Origin of the sequence: Rhodococcus sp. 5A-K4, from assembly GCF_046097995.1 — a bacterium.
Classification (GTDB): domain Bacteria; phylum Actinomycetota; class Actinomycetes; order Mycobacteriales; family Mycobacteriaceae; genus Rhodococcus_F; species Rhodococcus_F erythropolis.
Genome location: NZ_JBJURM010000023.1, coordinates 1 through 20711 on the forward strand (window position 1 = coordinate 1; position 20711 = coordinate 20711).

17 protein-coding genes are annotated in these 20711 nt (G+C 59.8%); all 17 read left to right on the plus strand.

The features are described 5' to 3' along the window. Positions 1-846, plus strand: an 846-nt coding sequence (locus ACKAMS_RS25145; protein ID WP_408989738.1) for a polysaccharide biosynthesis C-terminal domain-containing protein, incomplete at its 5' end; no start/stop codon positions are given. Next, positions 839-1903 carry a polysaccharide pyruvyl transferase family protein gene (locus ACKAMS_RS25150; RefSeq protein ID WP_408989739.1) on the plus strand — a complete coding sequence of 355 codons (1065 nt, stop codon included), beginning with the start codon at positions 839-841 and terminating at the stop codon, positions 1901-1903. The genes ACKAMS_RS25145 and ACKAMS_RS25150, both read left to right, overlap by 8 nt. A 100-nt stretch (positions 1904-2003) precedes the next feature. After that, positions 2004-3035, plus strand: coding sequence for a GDP-mannose 4,6-dehydratase (gene gmd, locus ACKAMS_RS25155; protein WP_020968749.1), 1032 nt, complete (start codon positions 2004-2006; stop codon positions 3033-3035). Beyond that, on the plus strand, positions 3032-4000 hold the full coding sequence (locus ACKAMS_RS25160) for a GDP-L-fucose synthase (protein WP_019747431.1): 969 nt from the start codon (positions 3032-3034) through the stop codon (positions 3998-4000). Before gmd (ACKAMS_RS25155) ends, ACKAMS_RS25160 begins: the two co-directional genes overlap by 4 nt. Positions 4001-4052: 52 nt before the next feature. Then, positions 4053-5378: a UDP-glucose/GDP-mannose dehydrogenase family protein gene (locus tag ACKAMS_RS25165; protein ID WP_019747430.1), complete on the plus strand. Its 1326-nt coding sequence runs from the start codon at positions 4053-4055 to the stop codon at positions 5376-5378. Positions 5379-6060: 682 nt separating this feature from the next. Then, positions 6061-7506 (plus strand): polysaccharide biosynthesis tyrosine autokinase, encoded by a 1446-nt coding sequence (locus tag ACKAMS_RS25170; RefSeq protein WP_019747429.1) that lies wholly within the window; start codon positions 6061-6063, stop codon positions 7504-7506. Positions 7507-7924: 418 nt separating this feature from the next. Then, on the plus strand, positions 7925-8302 hold the full coding sequence (locus tag ACKAMS_RS25175; protein WP_408989759.1) for a GNAT family N-acetyltransferase: 378 nt from the start codon (positions 7925-7927) through the stop codon (positions 8300-8302). 825 nt (positions 8303-9127) lie between these two features. Beyond that, positions 9128-10651, plus strand: a complete 1524-nt coding sequence (locus ACKAMS_RS25180) for a sugar transferase (RefSeq protein ID WP_269577931.1) — start codon at positions 9128-9130, stop codon at positions 10649-10651. After that, positions 10638-11948, plus strand: coding sequence for an O-antigen ligase (locus ACKAMS_RS25185; protein WP_070797266.1), 1311 nt, complete (start codon positions 10638-10640; stop codon positions 11946-11948). The genes ACKAMS_RS25180 and ACKAMS_RS25185 overlap by 14 nt, the downstream gene beginning before the upstream one ends. A 1-nt stretch (position 11949) precedes the next feature. Beyond that, on the plus strand, positions 11950-13161 hold the full coding sequence (locus tag ACKAMS_RS25190; RefSeq protein ID WP_021333834.1) for a glycosyltransferase family 4 protein: 1212 nt from the start codon (positions 11950-11952) through the stop codon (positions 13159-13161). After that, complete coding sequence (locus ACKAMS_RS25195; protein WP_408989740.1) at positions 13158-14369, plus strand: hypothetical protein; 1212 nt, start codon at positions 13158-13160, stop codon at positions 14367-14369. Before ACKAMS_RS25190 ends, ACKAMS_RS25195 begins: the two co-directional genes overlap by 4 nt. Then, a complete protein-coding gene (locus tag ACKAMS_RS25200; protein WP_355334069.1) occupies positions 14366-15262 on the plus strand; it encodes a glycosyltransferase in 897 nt (298 codons plus the stop codon). The genes ACKAMS_RS25195 and ACKAMS_RS25200 overlap by 4 nt, the downstream gene beginning before the upstream one ends. Continuing rightward, complete coding sequence (locus tag ACKAMS_RS25205; RefSeq protein WP_355334066.1) at positions 15259-16425, plus strand: glycosyltransferase family 4 protein; 1167 nt, start codon at positions 15259-15261, stop codon at positions 16423-16425. Before ACKAMS_RS25200 ends, ACKAMS_RS25205 begins: the two co-directional genes overlap by 4 nt. 5 nt (positions 16426-16430) lie before the next feature. After that, positions 16431-17228, plus strand: coding sequence for a WecB/TagA/CpsF family glycosyltransferase (locus ACKAMS_RS25210; RefSeq protein ID WP_019747422.1), 798 nt, complete (start codon positions 16431-16433; stop codon positions 17226-17228). A gap of 97 nt (positions 17229-17325) precedes the next feature. Next, positions 17326-18357 carry a GDP-mannose 4,6-dehydratase gene (gene gmd, locus ACKAMS_RS25215; RefSeq protein WP_019747421.1) on the plus strand — a complete coding sequence of 344 codons (1032 nt, stop codon included), beginning with the start codon at positions 17326-17328 and terminating at the stop codon, positions 18355-18357. Then, a complete protein-coding gene (locus ACKAMS_RS25220; protein ID WP_029254711.1) occupies positions 18354-19322 on the plus strand; it encodes a GDP-L-fucose synthase in 969 nt (322 codons plus the stop codon). Before gmd (ACKAMS_RS25215) ends, ACKAMS_RS25220 begins: the two co-directional genes overlap by 4 nt. Positions 19323-19375: 53 nt before the next feature. Beyond that, positions 19376-20701, plus strand: coding sequence for a UDP-glucose dehydrogenase family protein (locus ACKAMS_RS25225; protein WP_408989741.1), 1326 nt, complete (start codon positions 19376-19378; stop codon positions 20699-20701). Positions 20702-20711: the final 10 nt, after the last annotated feature.

Below are 20711 nucleotides of genomic sequence, written 5' to 3' on the forward strand. Positions count from 1 at the left end.
AATTACGTCGAGACGCTGCTCTCGCTACCACTCGCTGACGGGAATACCTGGCAGAACGCGGTGTCGTTGCTCCTCCGGCGAGCACTTGCTCTCGTTTTTGTTGCGGCGGCTTGGCTCGCAGGAGTCGACGCAGTGTTCTGGTATTCCGTGGGCCTCGCGTTCTCTTCGATGATCGCTGTCTTCGTGGCCATTCGGCTCGGACCGGCGATCACTCGTGTGAGATCGAGACGCTCGTACAAGTCGATCATCGGCAAGTCTTCGCACTTCTGGTTGAATTCCGTTGCTACTCAGACGCGCAACTTCGACGTACTGCTGGTTGGACTTGTCACGTCGCCGGCCGTCTCCGGAATCTACGGCGTGACGAGTCGTATCACCACGCCGTTGCGGCTGATTCCCACATCATTTGCGGCAGTTCTCATGCCGGCGGCGGCGCGCTCGACGACCGGGCGAATCACCCAGGGCATTCTGCGACCCGCGATGTACGTATGCATCGCAAGCGCGGTGATCTTCGGTGTGATCGCAGCTGCCATACCTGTGCTCGTTCCACCGATTTTGGGCGATGCGTACGTAGACGCGGTACCGGTAATGCAGGTCGTCTGCTTCAGTTTGATCTTCGCAGCGATCTCGTCCCAATTGAATGCGATTCTGCAAGGTACGGGCAGAGTTGAAATTGTCTCCTACATAACGGTTGTGAGCACCTTGATCTGCCTCGTCGGAATCGTGCTTGCTGCCCCCCGTTACGGGGCGCTCGGAGCGGGGTGGTCGCTCTCGCTCAGCTATGTACTTCAAACCGCATTGCTGACCTGTGTCGTTGTCGTTGCAATGAGGAGGGATCCCCATGCGTAGGTTCTTCATGAGTATCGCAGCAGCTCAGGGCAATCTGGGTGACATCGAGATACGGCGAACAGCAGTCGACTACATGCGTGAACTGGGGTTCAAACCCGTTGTCTTTTCCGGCAGTATGAGCGCGGAGTACGTCGATACCTTCGATTGGGAACCAACCGACGAGGTCATGGATTCGGGTATCAGCTTCTGGCGAGCGATTTTGTCCGATACGGTGCGCCGAAAGCGGGCAGTGATCGTGATGGCACCTGGGCCGGCGGTTCTGGGGGCTTCAGCAGCAAGCGTCGTCAAGCACTCGTTGTTGGTGACAGTCTTTGCGGTGCTGCGCATTTTCGGTACACGAGTCCTCGTTTTGGGACGGTCGATCGAGGTGCGAAGCTCGATGGCGGCAGTACCCGAGAAGATCCTCGTCGGCGTAGCCGACGTCTACGCGGCACGTGACAAAAGGACGTGTGAGTACCTGCGAGGCAAGAGTCGGTTCTATCCCGATCTCGCGTTCCGGGCCGGCGTATCCGACGGAGCGAAGTCTGCAGGCCGAGAATCTGCGAGCCGAGAAATAGCCTTGCTTTCACTTCGGCATGACCGACCGGTGAACTACGCGGTTCTTCGGTCGATCCACAGTCAGGTCGAGGCAATCGGCTTGAATCTGGTGGCCTGCTGCCAAGTTGCCGAGGACGACAACCACAATCGTGAAGTTGCTGCAACGCTGGGTATTCAGTACGTGGGATGGGACGATGACGTGACCCATCGGCAACAGGAGTCCGCTGTCCGCGCCCTGTACGAGCGCGCTGCCGTAACCATCAGTGACCGCCTCCATGTTTTGATCCTGAGCGCTCGAGGCGGATCGATACCGGTGATGGCGGGCAGCAGTTCGGTACCGAAGCTGAGGGATTCGCTGGAACCGGTACTCGCGCCGCAGGCCTCCTGGATGGACGATGCGACGGGTGGCAGCTTGAATCTCGGGCACGACGAATCTACCCGTATCTCTCGCGGAATGGATTCCGCTGCCGCGGAACTGGAGGATTTGAGATCGCGGATCAAGGGGGCAGTAATGCCGTGAGGGTTTCTCAGTTCTGGTTGTGGGTTCGTTACTCCCACACAACACAATTCGGCCGATGACTACTCGCAGACAAGTATCTGCTTCGAGGACGGAGTTTCAAGTGAAACGTGCACTGATTACAGGAATTACAGGCCAAGACGGTTCATACCTGGCCGAGCTGTTGTTGAGCAAGGGATACGAGGTCCACGGACTTATTCGTAGGTCGTCCACGTTCAATACAGCTCGAATCGATCACATGTATGTGGATCCCCACACGCCGGATGCAAAACTGTTCCTTCACTACGGAGATCTCAGCGACGGGGCGCGTTTGGTCACTCTTCTCGCACAGATACGCCCGGACGAGGTCTACAACCTCGCAGCGCAGTCCCATGTACGGGTGAGTTTCGACGAGCCAGAACATACCGGTGACACGACCGGAATCGGGTCGATCAGGTTGCTCGAAGCAGTCCGGATGGCTGGTCTCGAATGCAGGTTCTACCAGGCATCCAGTTCCGAGATGTTCGGTGCGACACCGCCTCCGCAAGACGAGCAGACTCCCTTCTACCCGCGATCGCCGTACGGTGCGGCGAAGGTGTACTCGTACTGGATCACCAAGAACTACCGCGAGGCGTACGGGATCTTTGCCGTGAACGGAATTCTGTTCAACCACGAATCTCCCCGGCGAGGCGAAACATTCGTCACTCGCAAGATCACGCGAGCGGTGGCGCGGATCAAGGCCGGTCTGGAAAGCCATTTGTACATGGGCAATCTCGATGCAATCCGCGACTGGGGCTATGCGCCGGAGTACGTGGAGGGAATGTGGAGAATGCTTCAGGCCGACGAACCGGACGATTACGTGCTCGCGACAGGCGGTAACTACTCGGTCAAGGATTTCCTGACGGTGGCCTTCGAGCACGCCGGCCTGAACTGGGAAGATCACGTGCGCTTCGACGAGCGCTATCTGCGGCCGACGGAAGTAGATGCGTTGATCGGAGATGCCGGTAAGGCGGAGCAGAAGCTCGGTTGGAAGGCGACTGTGCATACCCCGGAGCTGGCTCGAATCATGGTCGATGCGGACATCGAGGCTCTGACGTGTGAGGGCAAGCCCTGGATCGACCGTCCGAATCTGGTGGATTGGGAGCACGCTCGATGACGGGGGAGTACACGCAGAAGTCCCTCGATCGGAGCGACGCGGTATACGTTGCGGGCCATCGTGGACTCGTTGGTTCAGCGATTTGGCGTCGGTTGGAAGCCGACGGCTTCAATCGCCTTGTCGGTCGCACGTCCGCCGAACTCGATCTTCGCGACCGCGGTGCCGTGTTCGAATTCTTCGCCGCTGAGAGGCCGAAGAACGTGGTCCTCGCGGCGGCCAGAGTGGGCGGGATACTGGCGAACAGCACACTGCCGGTGGACTTCATCTCCGACAACCTTCGCATCCAGGTGAACGTGATGGACGCGGCGGCCGAATTCGACGTAGATCGCCTTCTATTCCTCGGATCATCCTGCATCTACCCGAAATTCGCGCCTCAACCGATTCGCGAAGAGTATCTACTGACCGGTCATCTGGAACCGACGAACGATGCATATGCCATCGCAAAGATCGCGGGAATCCTGCAGGTACAGGCTGTTCGCAAGCAGTTCGGGCGACCGTGGATCTCCGCGATGCCGACGAACCTCTACGGCCCGGGTGACAACTTCTCTGCCAAGGGCTCTCATGTGCTGCCGGCCCTCATCAGGCGCTTCGACGACGCGCGCCGTGATGGAGCTGCGTCAGTCGTGAACTGGGGCAGCGGGACGCCGAGGCGCGAGTTTCTCCACGTCGACGACATGGCGGATGCCTGCCTTCATTTGCTCGACCACTATGACGGAGCAGAACACGTCAATGTTGGTACGGGCGAGGACCAGAGTATCGCGGAGATTTCCGCGATCGTGGCGGACGAGATCGGGTTCGACGGCGAGATCGAATGGGATCACTCGAAACCTGACGGGACGCCGCGGAAGTTGCTTGACATCGGGAAGCTTCGAGATTTGGGGTGGCAGCCCAGGATTGATCTTCGTGCGGGGATCGCATCGACCGTGGAGTGGTATCGACAGAATGTCGATTCGATCAGGACATGAAGTACTACAGCATTATTCGACGTAAACCCGACTTCGACAGGCAGACATCGTTATGACTTCTCGTATTGCGGTATTCGGCACCGGCTACCTCGGGGCGACACATGCAGCTTGCATGGCCGAGTTGGGTCACGAGGTTCTCGGGGTGGATGTTGATCCGAACAAGCTCGCTATGCTCGAAGCTGGGGAGGTTCCCTTCTACGAACCGGGCCTCGAGGAAGTGCTGCGCCGCAACATAGCCGCGGGACGTCTTCGATTCACGGCTTCCTACGAGGAGGCCGCAGAGTTCGCCGACATCCATTTCCTCGGCGTCGGTACGCCGCAGAAGAAGGGGGAGTTCGCGGCCGACATGCGTTTTGTCGATTCGGTGATCGAGACGCTTGCACCCCTCTTGACCAGGCCGACCGTCATTTTCGGGAAATCAACTGTGCCAGTGGGTACAGCAGAGCGATTGGGTTCGCGGGCACGGGAACTGGCCCCTGCCGGACAAGACGTCGAGGTGGCGTGGAACCCGGAATTTCTCCGGGAAGGCTACGCGGTGAAAGACACGCTTCACCCGGACCGGCTTGTGCTCGGGGTCGACCGTAATCGACCCGGACGTGCGGAATCGGTTGCGCGTGAAGTGTACGAGCAGCTCTTGAACGAAGGTATTCCCTTCGTTGTGACCGACCTTGCGACTTCGGAGTTGGTCAAAGCGTCAGCCAATGCATTTCTGGCGACGAAGATCTCGTTCATCAATGCGATCTCGGAGGTGTGCGAGGCGTCGGGCGCGGATGTGACCGTTCTTGCCGATGCCATCGGCCACGACGAGAGAATTGGTAGGCGATTCCTCAACGCCGGAATCGGTTTCGGTGGTGGCTGCCTACCTAAGGACATCCGTGCTTTCATGGCACGTGCGGGTGAGCTGGGAGCAGACCAAGCACTCACTTTCCTACGCGAAGTCGACAATATCAACATGCGTCGTCGTACTCGGATGGTCGAACTGGCTCGAGAAGCGTGTGGTTCTCTACTCGGAGCCAATGTGGCGGTTCTCGGTGCAGCCTTCAAGCCTGACTCCGACGACGTGCGCGACTCACCTGCGCTGAACGTTGCCGGCCAGATTCAGCTCCAAGGCGCTGCCGTCAATGTCTATGACCCGAAGGCCATGGGAAACTCGAAGGCGTTGTTCCCCACCCTCACTTACACTTCGAGTGCACTTGACGCGTGTGCAGGGGCTGATGTCGTCTTGGTTCTGACCGAGTGGACCGAGTTTCGAAAGTTGTTGCCGTCGGATCTCGAAGCGGTCGTCCGCAAGAAGGTCATCATCGACGGACGTAACTGCCTGGAACCGACCACCTGGCGCGACGCAGGGTGGACCTATCGAGGTCTTGGAAGGCCGTAGATCGGTGAAACCATCAGTGAGGGATGGTTATTGCACGGCGTCGAGGGGAGTGCCCGCGTGTCTGGGACGAAGGTCCGTCAGTAGATGAACTGTTCCGGTGTGGAAACTTCGATCGCCGCCCGTCGATTTCGGGGCGAGTGGTGTTTGCCCTGTTCGATTGGTGTGCACCGGCTTCCGGTGGCGGCGGGCGTTGTTGGATGTTCGCGGACTTTGGTCCTACGGCCGGCTGAGGGTGTGTGATCTTCGCGTGGTCAGCACATTCGGCTGGCGAAATCGAGGGGTTTCGATGCTGCGTTGCGGTGGTGAAAAGAACCACGACACAGTAGAGTTCAGCCTGGCTGCACGTTACGTCCGCTCTCTTCGATGTGCAGTGAACTCCAGGTGGCGGTGTCGGCCGATGAGGCTGACGAAGAGAACTGGACCCGATGTCCGTGTCGCAGGTTCGCCGCTGCGTCAACATGTAGTCGTGCCGTCAAGTGTGGACCACGAACTGAGATGCGTGAGATGCCACGAAGGTTTCTTGTCCCTGCCTGTTTCGGGATCGACCTCTCTGTGACGCAGGGACGCGCGATAAAAAGATTGGCTGCCTCGTTCAGCCTGGATTGAGTGCAGCGGCTCGACAAGCGGCTGTCGATTACTACTCGAATACGTACTACGTGCTCGAGCCGAAGGAGATTCGACGATGGATGTACGGGACTACCTGAAGATCTTGCAGGCACGGTGGAAAATAGTCGTTGTCGTCACCGTGGTTGTGATCTTGGGCGCTTTGGGTGCCTCGTTGATTGCGACACCGGTCTACCAGGCTTCCACGCGCCTGTTCGTGTCGACTTCCACTGGAACGACTGTGAACGAGGCTTACCAAGGCAACCAGCTTTCACAGCAGTTGGTCACCTCCTACGCCAAGCTCCTCACTGGGGAGACGCTCGCGCAGCGAACAATCGATGCAGTGGGGTCAGATCGATTGGGTGGGCTGTCCGCGGCGGAGATCTCGTCGAAGGTGACCGCCACATCGGCGCCGGATACTGTACTTCTCGATTTGAGCGTGCAAGATGCGTCGCCTGAACTGGCACGCGAAATCGCAAATGCGCTGTCGGACGAGTTTGTCGTGATGGTCAAAGATCTGGGTACGCCCGCGAATGGTGGCACAGCGCCGGCGCGCGTCGTTGTCGAGCAGCGAGCACAAACTCCCGCGGAACCGGTGTCGCCGAAGACTTCGCGGAACGTGGCGCTCGGTGCCGCGATCGGGCTTCTGCTGGGGATCGGATTGGCTGTCGTGCGTGATCGCCTGGACAACACCGTCAAAGAGCGCAAGGTGGTCGAAGACATCGCCGGCGCGGCGATGGTGGGAACAATTCCGTTCGACAAGGAACGCGAAGTTCATCAAGCGATCAACTTCCACGAGGGCAACTCCGCAAGTGCCGAGGCGTACCGCGAACTGCGAACCAATCTGCAGTTCCTGGCCGTGGATCGTCCACCGAGTGTCATCGTCGTCACGAGTTCTCTTCCCTCCGAGGGAAAGACCACGACCGCGGTGAACATCGCACTCGTGCTGGCCGAGGCAGGCAAGAAGGTGTGTCTCGTCGAAGGTGACCTCCGTAAGCCTCGCGTTTCGAAGTACCTTGGACTTATCGGAAGCGTCGGTCTGAGCTCGGTCTTGGCTGGGCAAGCAGATCTCGACGACGTACTTCAAGTCACGAGCAACGCTGACCTGACGGTTCTTGCTTCAGGTCCGATTCCCCCGAACCCGAGCGAACTGCTGGGGACTGACACTGCCCATGCAGTCTTTACCGATCTCCGCAGAAGGTTCGACTACGTCATCATCGACGCCTCGCCGTTGCTTCCGGTTACGGATGCTGCAGTGCTTTCAGCGCTGGCGGACGGTGCGCTCGTGATTGCTCGTCACGGCTCGACGAAGAGGGATCAGCTGAGCAGGGCGGTCGGCAATCTCCACAGTGTGGGCGCGACAATTCTCGGCACTGTCATCACGATGACCCCGCTGAACGGTCGTGGTGTCTACGAGTACAAGTACTACTACGATTCCGATCCGGTTGTCGCAGACGTGGCCGTGGGAGGTTCCGTGGACAGCAATCCAGTCGGCGAACGAAGGGTAACGTCGACAGTCAACTGATCTGGTCGTACGTTAAATCCCGACGCCTCACAGGGCCCTCGAGCAACGCTCGAGGGCCCTTCTCTATGTGGTGAATCGGACGCAATTCACTAGTCGGGGCCTCTGAGTCTGCGACGCTGCGGTCTGACCTGTCCTACTTGACCGGTGCCGCTGTGGCTTTCGATCTGGTTGCGCCTGACGAGCCGTTGTGGGCTTCCTGTCGGAGTCGTGTGACGAGTATGGCGGACCGCAGGCGGACCAGCACGGTTCGGCGATTGGAGTTGCGCAACGTCTAGATCTCGGTTTGGCATCCCGTGCTGGATTCAGGCAGTGGGTGCAGTAGCTGTTGGCGCAGCCAGAGTCGTGGACGGGGCCCGACATTGTCCCGGCAACCAACTGGTGGATCGCTCGCGGCGGCCGGTATCTCGGTGCTATCCAGATGCGGCACAGCATGAACGAGATCTTGGCCGATTTCGGTGGTCATATCGGCTATGGAGTCCGGCCGCCGGAACGCCGGCAAGGTATCGCGTCGACGGCTCTGCAGGAGATGCTCACGTATGCCACACAACCGGTGGGCCTCGGTCGAGTCCTGATTGCCCGCAACGAGATGAACGTGGGTTCACGCAAGGCCATCGAGGTTTGCGGGGGTCTACTCGCGAGCGTGCGCCCAGCTGATCAGTCGACCGCAACCTCGGCTGTTCGAGAGACACGCTCCGCTACTGGGCGCCAACGAGCATGTCGAGCGTCAGTTGACCTATACGCGGCCGCGCACACTTGCCATGGCCGCGCACGCTTGCATGGACATAGCCGTCGGTAGCGGTCGCCCCGCTTTGTAGTCGAACGGCTGCACAATTCCCCCTTCTCGAATTGGATTGTGCTGCAGATTTTTCTGCACCGCATAGACGGTCAGTGGCGGTCCAGGCTCCTCCTTTTGCATGTCTAAATTCTCGGTGTCGCCCGATCGTAGGTTCGCGCATTGCCGGCCAGTCGTAAGTAAAGCGCGCAGAGGCCAAGTGCCGGACAATCGTCCAAGTCTGAGGCGACGCTGAACGCATCAAAGTATGGTTTGCAGAGCGATTACCAACTGCGTGCTGGTTTCCGTCCAAACGTGGAGTCCAATTGATCAAGGCGATGAAAACTATAGGTACGCAATGGTAATGGTGAGGAATGTTCGCACCCTCCTGATTGGAGGGTGAATAACTGACCTCAATGCTGGCGTTCGGAAGAAGTTCGGAAAGCGCTATTGCCACACTGTCCGGAATGTGGCAAACTCCTCACTGGTACTGACCAGCTAGCCGAAAAATTGCCAAGACGTGAGTCCTGACAATATCGAGGCTGGCGACGTCAGCGGGCGATGAGAAATCGCCGATCGTCCTGTGTTTGGGTCGTTAGTGGACTCTGCTTCAATCATGGGGTGTGAGCTGCGGCAATGCCGCATAAATCGACAGTTGGGCCGAGGCCTGACAACAGTCGCCGGGTTAACTGCAAGGCGCACGTAATGCGACCATTCGCACTGAACGCAGCAATGCGGAGCAGTTGCTTCGCTGTCGAAGTTTCGGGATTCGGCAAGGCGGTCCGATGGACCTCGGCCGGCGAACAGCTTCAGGCCGAATTTTGTGCATGGGGAAAGGTTTCTGAACACATGACGGTTCTCGAGATGGCCGCGCCCACGAAAGAACGGCCACAACAACACCGACGAGTAGCGCCGGAGAGGGCTGGTGGAGTTTCCGCACGCAGGAAATGGCAATCTGCGTATCTTCGTCGTCTGGCGATCACCGACACGATCATTGTTGCGGCAGTTGTGTTTCTGGCTCAATGGTGGCGATTCGGTAGCGACGCGGATGTCGTCGACGGTGAAGCATTCGGCCATTTCAGCTACACCGCACTGTCTTTCGCCTTGATTATCGGCTGGTTCGCCGTATTGAGAGTATTTCGCACCAGATCTCCTCGCGTGATCGGAAGCGGCCCTGAAGAGTACCGATTGATCGCTGTCGGAACGCTCCGCCTGTTCGGACTGATTGCGATTGCCAGCCTTCTCCTTCACCTGGAGATCGCGCGCCTGTACCTGGCCGTGGCGTTTCCGATGGGATTGACCGCCTTGATCGCGAGTCGTTGGATCTGGCGACGGGTGATTGCTCGTGAGCGAGCCCGAGGTGAATTTCGAACTGCCGTACTTGTGGTCGGTGTGCGAGGGGCAGTTGTCGATCTTGCACGCAACCTCGAGCGAGACGATGCCCATGGATACCGAGTCGTCGGAGTCTGCGTACCTGGCTACGGAGGAGACGTGGGCGAAGTTGTCACAGTGAACGGTCGGGACATTCCGGTGCTCGGAGATGAGCACAGTGTCACGGACGCAATCGAACAGGTCGGTGCCGACACGGTGGCAGTGACGGCGTCGGAGCGATTCGGACCGGAAAGGCTGCGCACGTTGGCCTGGGATCTCGAGCGCGATCATGTGGACCTTGTTGTTGCACCAGGGATTCTGGATGTGTCCGGACCGAGACTGTCGATGCGCCCGGTCGCTGGATTTCCGCTGATCCATGTCGAGCGTCCGCGCTATCACGGCGCGCAGAAGTTCACGAAGACGACCTTCGACATCGTCTTCTCGACCGTGGTACTCGCCGTGATCAGTCCGGTGCTTCTGGCGGCTGCGATCGCAGTCAAGCTCACGAGCAAGGGGCCGGTTCTGTACAAGTCCGAGCGGATGGGGTTGGACGGGCAGCCGTTCCCCATGCTCAAGTTCCGCTCGATGGTCCAGAATGCGGATTCTCAAGTCACGGCGCTGATGAAGGAGAACGAAGGCGCCGGAGTGCTTTTCAAGATGCGAGATGATCCGCGTGTGACGACGGTCGGTCGCTTCATGCGTCGGTACTCGATCGACGAGTTGCCCCAGTTCGTCAATGTTCTTCGGCGCGAGATGAGCGTCGTCGGACCGCGGCCACCGCTTCGGCGCGAGGTCGAGATGTACGACGGTGCGGTCAGTCGCCGGCTACTGGTCAAGCCCGGTGTCACCGGTCTGTGGCAAGTCAGCGGACGTTCTGATCTGTCGTGGGAAGACACTGTCCGCCTTGATCTTTCCTACGTCGACAACTGGTCGATGATGGGTGACGTCATGATCGTCGCGAAGACGCTCAAGGCGGTGGTGGGAAGTGATGGCGCCTACTGACAAGAATGCGGCACCGGCGCCTTGCGAAAATGAGGCACCGAACAATCCGCTGATCTTGCGAACGGCATTGGTGATCGCGGTCATCGGCGCGACCGGAGCCTTTCAGGCCTACACGCAGAAGACAGCGCTCGGATCGTTGCTCGTACACGGTTCGGCTGTTCTCTCGGCGACACTCGCGTTGGTCTACTTCCTCGACCGGCGATACTCACGCAACGCGTCCTGGCCTGTCTTCACGCTTCTGATCGCGGCCGGCGTTCCGGCAACCAGCTGGTACTGGTCGACGTTGCCCCGGAACTCCGTCGTCGCCGGCATCGTCATCGTGTGCCTGGCGATCACGGGAATCATGGTCGCCCGCGAGTTGACCTTCCCGGTGCGAGTGCGGACTGTGGCCGTCACCTTGCTGGTACTACTCGTGCTGTCGCTGATGGTCGTGGTCCTCGATCCTTCGACCGGCATCGATGTGGACACCCGCACTGTTGCCTATCGCGGAATCTTCACGCACAAGAATACTTTGGGCCGAATGGCTGCGATCGAAGTTGTCCTTGTTGCTGTCATGCTCATGCTTCCCGACGTCAAGCGTATTCCGTGGGTGGCGGCGCTGGCTGTTGCCGGCATCGTGTTGTTCGAAGCCCGGAGCCAGACCAGTCTCGTCGCTGCAGGCATTGCGCTGGCGACAGTGCTTGCTCTGAAGTGCCTTCGACGGACACCTAACGCTCGCCTCGCCTCGACGGTGATCATCGGGCTGTACATCGGGGTGTCCGGCGCGATGAAGGTGCTCGGACCCGATGTCGCAGCGCTACTCTCGCGAGATGTCACGTTGACCGGCCGGCTGCATCTCTGGACGGTATCCGAGTACTACGCCGAACAGCGGCCCCTGCTCGGATGGGGCTTCGGCTCGGTCTGGGCACCTGACAGCGTTGTCGGACAGATGATCCGGTCCAAGCTGTCCTTTCCGGCGACCAGCGCGCACAACGGAATGCTCGACATTCGTCTCCAGATCGGTTGGATCGGATTCCTGCTGCTGTTGGCCGGCTATTACCTGCTTCTGAACACGGCGCTCGGGCGAGCTCGCAGCAGAACGGAGTACATCGCCGTCGTCGCGATCATGGTTCTCGTCTTCTCGATGGACTTGACGGAGTCGACGCTCTTCTTCGGCGCCATGTGGCTGATCGCATGGGTCTTCCTGGCGCCGTACGGACCCTCGACGCACCGCTCTCACAGTGCAGGCAACGCCGAATTGTCGATCCGTAGGGGTCGTGCGTACGGGTTCGCTCCGGAGCGAAGAGGAGGTCAGTGAGATGTACAAGTCGTTCGATGTGGCGCGTTCGAAGCCTGAAGTGAACCCGACGTCCGCCGGTGGATCCACGCCGCCGAAAGCCTTGATGTTCCATGCGATCTATCGGAATCCGGGTGGTGAGGAGCAGAGCTTCGCGAACGAATCCAAGCTCCTCGAATCGATCGGATACGAGACGGTTCAGTGCACCACCGAGAATTCCAAGATCTCCCGGGGACCGTGGGCGGCAGTCACCGCAGTGTTCAGTCCTCGAGTACTCGTCGATGCGTTGCGCATCATTCGTTCGGAGCGACCGGACATCGTCTACGTGAACAATCTCTGGCCGGCGTTCTCGGCTTCGTTGCTCGTGGCCGCACGAACCGCCGCAATTCCTACGTTGCAGGCGGTTCGGAACTATCGCCTGGCCACACCGTCAGCCAAGTTGCGCGCAGATGGCACGTGCACCGAATGCGGTTCCACCAATTACTTCACGAGTTGTGTCCGCAACGGATGCTACGGAAACAGCCGACTGCAGAGCCTTGTCTGCTACCTGAGCGCTGCGGCGGTCAAGCTGAGCGTCTTGGGGTGGAAGCAGCACAGGTTCGTCGCAACGAGCGCAATGACAGCACGTCTGGTCGAGGGACGACTGATCGATTCTGGTCGCGTCGTGGTTCGTCCGAACTTCGGATTCGAAGAAAATGAACCCGAGTTCCGGAGCACTGATTCGGTTGTGTGCGTCAGCCGACTGACACCGGAGAAGGGCGTCCTGGACTTGGTGCGCAACTGGCCGCAGGGCGCTGGAAGTCCCTCGCTCACAGTTCTCGGTGACGGACCGCAGTACGGCGAGATCTCCAGCATAAGCGCAGCTCTCGACAACGTCACGCTGGCCGGATTCACTTCACACGAAGATGTGATCGAGATACTCCGCGACAGTGCGGCGTCCGTGGTGCCGTCTCAATGGGCAGAACCGTTCGGGCGGGTTGCGATCGAGTCGATGTCGGTTGGCACCCCGGTCATCTACGCAACCAGCGGTGCACTCGCGGACATCGTCGGACCGGGCGGAACGCCTCTCCATACCTTGGAAGAGTCGTCGATACGCGAGGCCCTCGACCGAATCTTCGGAGCGGACGACCGATCGGCGATACGCAGATCCGCTTATCGTCACTACTCGAATCGCTTCACATCGAGCAAAGCGGCGACGTCGATGCGTGAGCTCATCAACGAGGTGAGATCGTGAACGATCGCACTCGGCATGTGACATTCATGGCCGATCAAGGGCTTTCGAGCGTCCTCACTTTTGTCGTTCTCACCTCGGTGGCACGACTCGGTGGTCCGATCGAAGTCGGCCAGGTTGCCGTGATTCAATCGGCGGGTCTGTTGGCACTGGCACTGGGGAGAGCGATCGGCGTCGACGTCTGGCTGTCGCGAGGGGCGGGGTCCGACGAGCGTGGACCGGCGTTGGCACCCACGATCGTGCTGGCGGCGGTATCGGTGACATCGGTGTGGGCACTGTTCCTGATCGGCGGCTCGGACTCGATGAATCTCACGGTATACGCCTTGGCTGCAGCTGGTTTCGTGGTTTTGGACGTGATACGCACGATGCTGATGCACGACGGAGCGAGTTGGATCTCTGCGTCGATACAGATCGTGACACTCTCGTTCGTCCTTATTGCAGCTTTCCTGGTCGAGAATCTGACACTTGCACTCGTGACCTATACGGTCGGTGTCTTCGTCGCGCTCGCGCTCGGTCACGCATCCATGCGTCTGGTACCGCCGGTGCCGTCGGTCAGGTACTCGCGCACTCACCGATATAGATCCGTGCCGTTTGCGATCGAGATATTGATGGGATCAGCTGCGCAGCAGGCGATGTTCTTGATACTCACCGTGGTGGCGTCGATCTCGATGATCGGTGAGATCAGAACTGCCCAGACACTGCTCGGTCCACTGTCCTTGATGTTCGCGGGCATCTCGCCAATTCTGATGCGTAAGTTCGGCAGTGGTGTCGAAGCGAGGAGCGCGAGCGAGTGCATGGCACTCGGCCGCCGAGTGGGCTTGCAGATCTTCTGGGTTTCGATCATCTGCGTTTCGCTGATCTGTCTCACGCTCGAGATTCGACTCTCGGGAGTGCGATTGATGGATCATCTGGTCGGGCCGCACTTTCCGAACTTGATACCGGTCATTCTGCTCTGCGGGTTGGCGGTGGCGTTCAACGGGATTCTGCTGGGAGTCGGCACGTCGATCCGCGTCGTGGACAAGACGGGAAACCTCAACAGATTTCGCGCCTTGCTGTTGCCTCTGCAGTTTCTGATCGTTCTCGGGGCAGGACTGACCGACAGCGCCGTACACGTCGCAGGAGCATTGGCCGCGTCGGCGTGCGTCAGCGCGAGCGTCGCACTCCTGGTCTCGATGAACCGTGGCGCCCGACCGAAAGTTGACCTCTCATGAAGAATCCCAGCGGCGTCATAGTGGCGATTCTGACCTTCCGTCGCGAATCGGAACTGGCTGTATGCATCGACAGCGTCCGGGCATCGATCCAGGCTTCCGGTGTCTCCGCCCAGGTCGTAGTAGGCGACAACGACCCGGAATCCACCACGCCGACGTATGTTGCCGACGGGATCGAACGACTGCATCTCGGATTCGGCGGGGTATCTCCGGCGCGACGTGCGCTGGTCGATCTCGCCCGTGCACGAGATCGTCGGTACATCGTCTTCGTCGACGACGACGAGTACGTCGATGTCGACTGGCTGTCGAATCTCCTCACCTGCGCCGCAGATTTCGACGCAGGTGCTGTGGCCGGTCCTGTGATTCCGGTGGGTCTGCCTGCCTCAGAACTTCCATTGCACACTCGCGTTCGCCATTCGACCGGCACCCCGGTCGCGTCTGCAGGCGCTGGAAATCTGTTGTTGGACCTGAAGACTTTGAACGGCTTGAACTTCAGTGACGACTGGGATCTACCTGGCGGCGAGGACACCGAGTTCACGCTCAGAATGAGCGCCGGCGGTGTCCGGTTGTTGTGGTGCGACGAGGCGCTTGCGTACGAACCCGTCGACGAGGATCGGCGTCGGGACTCCTGGCTCTTCGCCCGGTATGTCAACAACGGACGAATCCTCGCGGTCTGTCAGGGACAGCTCGACCTGCCACTGTTGACGGCTCAGAGTGCCAAACGCGCTCTGCTCGTACTCGCGTCGGCGACGTTGATCCCCGTTGCCCTGATCAGTCCACGGATCAAACGCGTGGTTCTCGACCACGGTGCACGCAACATCGGTTGGTTCTCAGAGCGATTCAGCTGCCGCGATTCTCGGAAACCGCGCGCACAGAGGCTGGTGGTAGCGCGATGACACGGTTGTTGATGACGGCATACGCCTGCGATCCGAATCAGGGGAGTGAATCCGGTGCGGGTTGGGCGCTTCTCTCGGCGGCTTCCGAACTGTGTGAGTCGATCACGGTGGTGACTCGCTCCGGTGAGGCTCCCGCATTGGAATCGGAGTGTGAAAAGCTCGGTTGCGAAGTTCGTGTCGTGCGAATAGCGACTTTGACCGCCGAAGAAGCCGGATCATACGGTCGCTACCTCCGATGGCTCTGGCGCACTTCAGTGTTCGTTCGGCGTGAAGCGGCAAACTACGACGTCCTGCACCATGCAACATTCGCCTCCGACTGGCTGCCTCCACCGGTGCTGTTCGGTGGAGCCGGCGGCGCACGACTCGTATGGGGGCCTGCCGGGGGCAACACCTACCCGCCGATGCCGCTCGCCAAGCGCATCGGTGTGCGGTATCTGGCATCCACGGTAGTTCGAACCTGCTCGACGAAAGCCGTTCGGTCACTGACACATGTCTTCATGGCCGGAAGAGTCGACACTTTCATCGCGATGAACTCCGACAGCGGGCGTGGCGCACCGCGGGCACGCAACGTCGTCATCCAACCCAATTGTGTTCTGGACTACGACGGAATCGAGAAGCAAGCGGTACCCCGGCCGAAACGAAGGCTCTTGTTCGTAGGAAGACTGTTGCAGTACAAAGGAATCGACCTGATTCTGGACGCGCTCGAGCATTTGGGCGCCGAGTGGTCCATGACCTTTGTCGGGGAGGGACCCGCCCGCGGGCGGATTGAGAAGTCGCTTCCGTATCGGCGCGGTCAGGTCACGCTTCGCGGGTGGCTCGACAGATCGGAAGTGGTGGGCGAGATGGGGGCCTCCTCCGTTCTGCTCTTCCCGAGCATGCACGATTCGGGCGGCTGGGTGGCGGCCGAAGCGGCTGCGGTGGGCCTCCCGGTGGTCTGTTTGGATCTCGGCGGTGTGCCGACACTGGCCGGTAGTAACGCCGTGGCGATCCCGGTTGCTCCGGCCTCGACTCTCGCCTCTCGTATCGCTCGATCGGTTGTCGAGACAGAACTTTCTTTCTTTGAACCGCAGCGTGATTGGACTCGATCTCGGTTGAAATCGGTCTTGTCGCGCAGTTACGGCCAGTGCAATGAACGTCAACAAACGAACTCGAAGAAGTGGTGAGACAGATGAGCAGTCCGTTCGAGGTCATCGAGGTGGGTGGCATTCCGTTTGCCGCGACCAATCTCGAGGGAGCTACCGATTGGGTAGTCAACGACAGACGAGAGGGAGCGGGAACCGGAGTCTCCGTGAGGTTGTCGAACTCCTACTGCGTGTCGGCGGCGCACAGCGATCGCGACTACTCCGCGGTTTTGAAGGGTCCCGGTGTGAACTTCGCAGACGGAACCCCGGTCAACTGGGTGATGCGCCTGATCGGCGGCACCGCTTCCGATCACGTCGGTGTTCGACCAGTCCGGGGTCCGTCGTTCTTCGAGGCCACCCTGGACAAGGGGCGCCGCTACGGCCTCCGTCACCACTTTGTCGGCACGACAGAAGAGACGTTGAGCCTCTTGACGGATCGAGTCGAGGAGTTATACCCGGGCATCGAGGTGGCTGGCACTTATGCCCCGCCGTTTGCCGCGTTCAGCAAGGAGTTCGTCGATGACATCATCACGAAGGTCGGTCCGTCGGCCCCGGACATCGTGTGGGTCGGCTTGGGAGCTCCGAAGCAGGATTTTGTCACGAAGGCGATAGCGGATCGAACCGACTACGTGGCCGTCGGTGTCGGCGCGGCCTTCGACTTCTTGGCCGGAACTGTCTCGGAGGCACCATCTTTCGTCCAGAACTCGGGTTTCGAGTGGCTGTATCGACTTGCATCGGAACCCAAACGTCTGTGGCGGCGCTACCTGTTCGGTAACTCGACCTTCGTTCGGTTGGCATCGCGCGACATTCGAAAGTTCCTCGGCCGTTCGGGGGGACGCACATGAGCGAGATCAAGACTGCCGGGCGATTCGGAGGAATACGGACCACAACCGTGGTTTCGCAACTATCAGGCGGGCTGTCCCGCAACGGAAGGAACGCAGGATGAAACGCGCACTGATTACCGGAATCACGGGACAGGACGGCTCTTACCTCGCCGAGTTGCTGCTCTCCAAAGGCTACGAGGTTCACGGACTGATCCGTCGATCGTCGACGTTCAATACTTCGAGGATCAACCACATTTATGTGGACCCCCACCATGCGGATGCACGGCTTTTCCTTCACTACGGTGACCTCAGTGACGGAGCGCGCCTGGTGACGCTGCTCGCGCAGATCAAACCGGACGAGGTATACAACCTCGCTGCGCAGTCTCACGTCAGAGTCAGCTTCGACGAACCCGAACACACGGGGAACACGACAGGTGTGGGGTCGATCCGACTACTGGAGGCGGTTCGGATGGCCGGACTCGACTGCCGGTTCTACCAGGCGTCGAGCTCTGAGATGTTCGGTGCCACACCACCACCGCAGAACGAGGAGACACCGTTCTATCCACGCTCGCCCTACGGTGCGGCGAAGGTGTACTCGTACTGGATCACCAAGAACTACCGTGAGGCGTACGGAATCTTCGCGGTGAACGGAATTCTGTTCAATCACGAGTCCCCCAGGCGCGGCGAGACGTTCGTGACGCGCAAGATCACGCGGGCAGTCGCACGTATCAAGGCCGGGATCGAGGATCATCTGTACATGGGTAATCTCGATGCGATACGCGATTGGGGGTACGCGCCGGAGTATGTCGAGGGAATGTGGCGCATGCTGCAGGTCGACGAGCCTGAGGATTTTGTGCTGGCCACCGGTGGCAACTACTCGGTGCGCGACTTCCTCACAGTCGCTTTCGAACACGCAGGTCTGAACTGGGAGAACCACGTTCGATTCGACGAACGGTATCTTCGGCCGACCGAGGTGGACGCACTGATCGGGGATCCGAGCCATGCCGAGCGCAAACTCGGTTGGAAGGCCGGCGTGCACACACCCGAACTGGCTCGGATCATGGTCGAGGCAGACATCGAAGCGCTCGAACATGAAGGGCGCCCGTGGATCGACACTCCGGCACTTCCCGACTGGTTGGCGACGCGATGAGTGATTCATTCGCAGCGCGACCACTCGATCGAGGCGCACCGTTCTACGTGGCTGGACACCGAGGTTTGGTCGGCTCTTCGGTGTGGCGAAAACTGGAATCTGCCGGCTTCTCACGGTTGCTCGGACAGACCTCCGCCGAACTCGATCTGCGTGAGCGGGAAGCTGTTTTCGATTTTTTCGCCCGCGAAAAGCCGACCAACGTGATCCTTGCAGCAGCAAAAGTTGGTGGGATTGCGGCGAACAGCACGTTCCTCGTCGACTTCCTGTCGGAGAATCTTCGTATCCAGGTGAACGTGCTCGACGCTGCCCTTGCACACGGCGTCGAGCGTCTCCTGTTCCTCGGATCATCGTGCATCTACCCGAAATTGGCGCCGCAGCCGATCAAGGAGGAATACCTGCTCACCGGGCATCTCGAGCCGACCAACGACGCCTATGCAATAGCAAAGATTGCGGGAATACTCCATGTTCAAGCTGCCAGGCGGCAGCATGGTCGATCGTGGATCTCGGCGATGCCCACCAACCTGTACGGCCCGGGAGACAATTTCTCGCCGCGTGGATCGCATGTACTTCCCGCCCTCGTTCGGCGCTACGACGAGGCGCAGTCATCCGCAGTGCCGTTGGTTGTCAACTGGGGGAGTGGCAATCCTCGACGTGAATTTCTGCATGTCGACGATCTGGCGTCGGCGTGTCTGCATCTGCTCGACAACTACGACGGTGCATCGCACGTCAACGTGGGAACCGGCGAGGACCACACAATTCGTGAGATCGCTTCGATGGTCGCCGACGAGGTCGGATACACCGGCGAGACGCGGTGGGACACCTCGAAGCCTGACGGAACAATGCAGAAACTTCTGGACGTGAGCATGATTCGTGAACTCGGATGGCGGCCGACAATCGGATTGCGCGAAGGAATCGCGTCGACGGTCTCGTGGTACCGAGACAACATCGGTGCCGTGCGCACCTGAATTACCCATCCCATCAACACTTCACACACTGTCGAGAAAGCAGATCGAGCAACATGAGCACTCGCATAGCAGTTTTCGGCACGGGATACCTGGGCGCGACACACGCGGCGTGTATGGCCGAACTCGGTCACGAGGTCCTCGGAGTGGATGTCGACGCGGCAAAGCTGGAGAAACTGGCAGCAGGGGAAGTTCCTTTCTACGAGCCAGGTTTGGGCGAGGTCCTACGACGAAACATCGATCGAGGAAGGCTGAAGTTCACGTCGTCTTACGAGGAAGCCGCTGAATTTGCGGACGTGTTCTTCCTCGGGGTCGGTACGCCGCAGAAGAAGGGTGAGTTCGCCGCTGACATGGTCTACGTGGATGCCGTGATCGAAACTCTGGCACCGCTGCTCACCAAACCCGCGGTCATCTTCGGGAAGTCCACGGTGCCGGTGGGAACCGCGGAACGGCTCGGTAAGCGCGCGCGGGAACTGGCACCGGTTGGTGACGGCGTCGAAGTCGCATGGAATCCCGAGTTTCTGCGCGAGGGGTTTGCCGTCCAGGACACATTGCATCCAGATCGTCTGGTGCTCGGGGTCGACCGCGGTCGACACGGTCGCGCGGAATCTGCTGCGCGCGAGGTTTATGCAGACCTCCTCGATGAGGGAATTCCCTTTCTCGTCACGGACCTCGCTACGTCCGAGTTGGTCAAAGCGTCAGCGAATGCATTCCTGGCCACGAAAATCTCGTTCATCAACGCGATTTCCGAAGTGTGCGAGGCTGCCGGCGCCGACGTCACAGTGCTCGCCGACGCGATCGGGTACGACGTTCGGATCGGACGTCGATTCCTCAACGCGGGAATTGGTTTCGGCGGCGGTTGCCTACCCAAGGACATCCGTGCCTTCATGGCTCGCGCCGGTGAACTCGGCGCCGACCAAGCACTGACGTTCCTACGCGAAGTCGACAACATCAACATGCGCAGACGGACACGCATGGTCGAACTGGCGCGGGAGGCATGCGGATCGCTTCTCGGTGCGAGAGTCGCAGTTCTGGGTGCCGCGTTCAAACCGGACTCGGACGACGTTCGTGATTCGCCGGCGCTCAACGTCGCGGGTCAGATTCAGCTTCAAGGCGCAGCAGTGAACGTGTACGACCCGAAGGCCATGGAAAATTCGCGTGCGCTGTTCCCGACGTTGACCTATTCGGCAAATGCGTTGGAGGCGTGCGAAGGCGCCGATGTCGTCCTGGTGTTGACCGAGTGGCCCGAATTTTTGAAGTTGCAGCCGTCCGATCTCGATGCAGTCGTTCGCAAGAAGGTGATCGTCGACGGGCGCAATTGCCTTTCCCCCGACGAGTGGCGAGGCGCAGGTTGGAACTACCGCGGACTGGGACGCCCGTGAGCACAGGACG